This is a genomic window from Bacteroidia bacterium (assembly GCA_023228875.1).
Classification (GTDB): domain Bacteria; phylum Bacteroidota; class Bacteroidia; order NS11-12g; family UBA955; genus JALOAG01.
Genome location: JALOAG010000056.1, coordinates 1 through 3566 on the forward strand (window position 1 = coordinate 1; position 3566 = coordinate 3566).

1 protein-coding gene is annotated in these 3566 nt (G+C 34.6%); it reads left to right on the forward strand.

The window, feature by feature from the left end; genetic code table 11:
• Nucleotides 1–54 precede the first annotated feature (54 nt).
• Nucleotides 55–3566 (forward strand): choice-of-anchor J domain-containing protein (locus tag M0R38_13180; GenBank protein MCK9482688.1); only part of this gene is annotated, 3512 nt, incomplete at its 3' end.

The window sequence follows — 3566 nt, forward strand, 5'->3', positions numbered from 1 at the left end:
ACTTCTGGAACTTATAATTTAGCAATTTTAAATGCGATAGATCAAACTATTAACATGAATACATTGCAGGTTGGTTTCTGGATGAGAAAAGGGAATAACACTTCTAATTTAATGGTTGGTGTGATGAGTGACCTTAGTGACCCTACAAGCTTTGTTGGAATTGACACAGTTTCACCTTCAGCAACAACTGTTTGGGAACCATTTGAAGTATCTTTAGCATCTTATACTGGACAAGGAAGATACATAGCATTTAAAGCAGAATACAATTCCACAACTAATTATCTTTATTTAGATGATGTAGTAGTTGATTATATCCCTGCTTGTGCAAGACCTACTAATATTGCATTTGCAAATATTACAACTACAAGTGCAGATGTGTCTTGGACTCCTGGCAATTCTACCGATAATGCTTGGTGGATATATTATAAGGCTGCAGGTACCAGTAATTGGGATTCTGTTTATTCTGTAACAAATTCCTATTCATTTACTACTCTAAGTCCAATGACAACTTATGAAATTGAAATTAGGACTGATTGTGGTACTGAATTGTCAGAACCTTCATTTGTTAAGACATTTATGACCTCTTGTTCATTAATTACCTCATTACCATATACCGAAAGTTTCGATTATTATGGTACTGGAACCGATATTTTCCTACCTTGTTGGGGAAGAAAAACTACTTATTCCTATTATCCTTATGTTAATTCAACAAGTAATACTGCCCCTGGCTCATTATATTTCTACACAAATTCTGGAAATTATAATATTGGAATCTTGCCAGGCTTAGACCCTTCAATTAATGTAAGTGATTTAAGTATGTACTTTAAATTAAGAAAGGGAAGTGCTGCGTATAATCTTACTATTGGAGTTATGAGCGACACTGCAATTGTTAGTACATTTGATTCAATTGCGAACTTCTCCCCTTCTGCTACAAGCTCATGGGAAAATTTCTCAGTTGATTTCGCTTCTTATACAGGAACAGGTCAATACATAGCATTTAGATGTGATGGATATGGTGGATATAATGGAATGTTTGTAGATGACCTTGTACTTATGACTACTCCTTCTTGTAATATTCCTACAGGCTTAACAAGACTTGCATCTACTACAAATTCTATGACATTTGATTGGGATAGTATTGATGATGCAAACTGTCTCGGATGGTTAATTGATTACAAACTTTATGAAGATGAAAACTGGCAATCAGAATTTGCAGCAACTCATCCTCACACTCTTTCAAATCTTAACCCTAATAATGTTTATAATATTAGATTAAGAGCTATATGTACAAGTGGAGATACAACATTCCATTCAAATGTTCTTAATTATGGAATGCCTTGCGAACCAATAAGTATTTTCCCTTGGGAAGAAGGCTTTGAGGATTCATGGTGGGTAGGAGACGGTTTAGGTGGAACTGCTGATTCAAGACCATGGTGTTGGATTAATATCAATGGAGGAACTCAAGCTAATGGCGTATGGCGTAAAACCACTTCTTCTTCTTACGTTAGAACAGGAACTGGTGCATTACAAATGTATAGTGGATCAACTTCTGCTGGAGATTGTAATGATTGGTTTATCACTCCAGTTATGACACTTACAGGGAATGAAAGACTTCAGTTCTGGGCAAAAGGTTATTCATCGTATACTGATGAATTAAATATTCAAATATTTGATGTTACAACTAATGGAGCTATGACCTCAGCAGCCGATACAAGTTTATTTACTGTTGTTATGCCTGATGTTATAGTTCCAGCTTCGGATTGGACTCCATACGAGGTAAGTTTAACCCAATTTATTGGTGATTATCAAATAGCATTTGTTAGAAATACAACTGGTGGATATTATTTGAATATAGATGATATCTCTGTTTCTCCTATGCCACAATGTGCAGGACCTTCTGCTGTTTCTTTCAGCAATATAACAGCAAATTCTGCCGATGTTAATTGGATTCCAGCTAACACAACCGATTTTGCTTGGTGGGTATATTATAGAGCTACTGGAACCACTACTTGGGATTCAATTTATGCGATAACTTATCCAGTAAATATTACCAATCTAACTGGAGATACTGAATATGAAGTTGAGATACGTACCGATTGTGGTTATCAATTATCTCCTCCTTCATTCACTATGACATTTACAACAGCATGTGCACCTATTTCTACTTTCCCTCATTTAGAAAGCTTTGATACTTATGGAACAGGGACTAGTGTATATCCTTCATGTTGGCAAAAAATAAATACTTATTCGTCTGACAGACCTTATATAAGTACTACTAATTACAGCGCTCCAGGTTCAATGTATTTCTACGCAAGTTCTGGAACATTTAATATAGGTTCTGTGGAATTAGCTCCATGGGTTGGTATTGATTCATTGCGTATGAAACTCCAATTAAGAGTTGGAGTTACAGCTTCTAAATGTATTGTTGGAGTAATGAGCGATGCTAATGATGCAACAACCTTCGTTGGAGTTGACACTCTTAGTATGTCTGCACTAAGCACTTGGCAAGAGTTTGAAATATTCTTCACAAACTATACTGGAACAGGAAAGCATATAGCATTTAAATCAGAATATGCAACTGATTATAATAGTTTCTATATCGACGATTTAGTAATTGATTATATTCCTGCTTGTGCTAAGCCTTTGTATTTAAATGTTAGCAATACTACTGCTACTTCTACCGATATTTCTTGGACTCCTGGAAACCAAAATAGTAATTCATGGTGGTTGTATTGGAGAAATAAAATGACTAACGTATTAGATTCTGCTTATGTAAGTGGTATGACTACTCACAATATTATTAATTTAAATCCAAGTACTGAGTATGAGTATTACTTAAAAACTGATTGTTTAACTGAGTTCTCAGAGATATCAAGTGTTATGTCATTTACTACTCCATGCTTACCAATATCTACATTCCCATATACTGAGAATTTCGATACTTATGGAGGTGCAACAAGTGATTTATATCCAAATTGCTGGATGAAAATAACAACATATTCTACTTATCCATATTTAAACTCTACAAATTATAGTCCACCTGCTTCATTGTATTTCTATGCAACAACAGGTAATTATAATATTGCAATACTTCCTGCAATTGATCCTTCAGTAGGAATGGATTCACTAATGGTTTCTTTCTATTTAAGAAATGGTAGTGCTACTTCTGTTGCTGAAGTTGGGGTTATGGATGACGTGAATGACCCTTCAACATTTACTCCTATTGCAACTCTTGCTTCTTCTACAACTACTACTTTTGAAAAGTTTGATGTATTTTTAGCGGCTTATACTGGTACAGGAAGATATATAGCATTTAGATCTCTATATACAACTGCAACTAATTATTTCCGTATCGATGATTTAGTAATTGACTATATTCCAACATGTCCTAAGCCAGTTAATCAAGTAGCAAATAATATTACTACTAATTCTGCAGAGATAAGTTGGACAAGTACAAGTCAAGCGACTACATCTTGGTGGTTGTATTGGAAAGAAACTACTGCAAGTAATTTCGATTCAGTATTAGTTACTAATGATACTCTATATAATTTAAGCAATTTGAATAG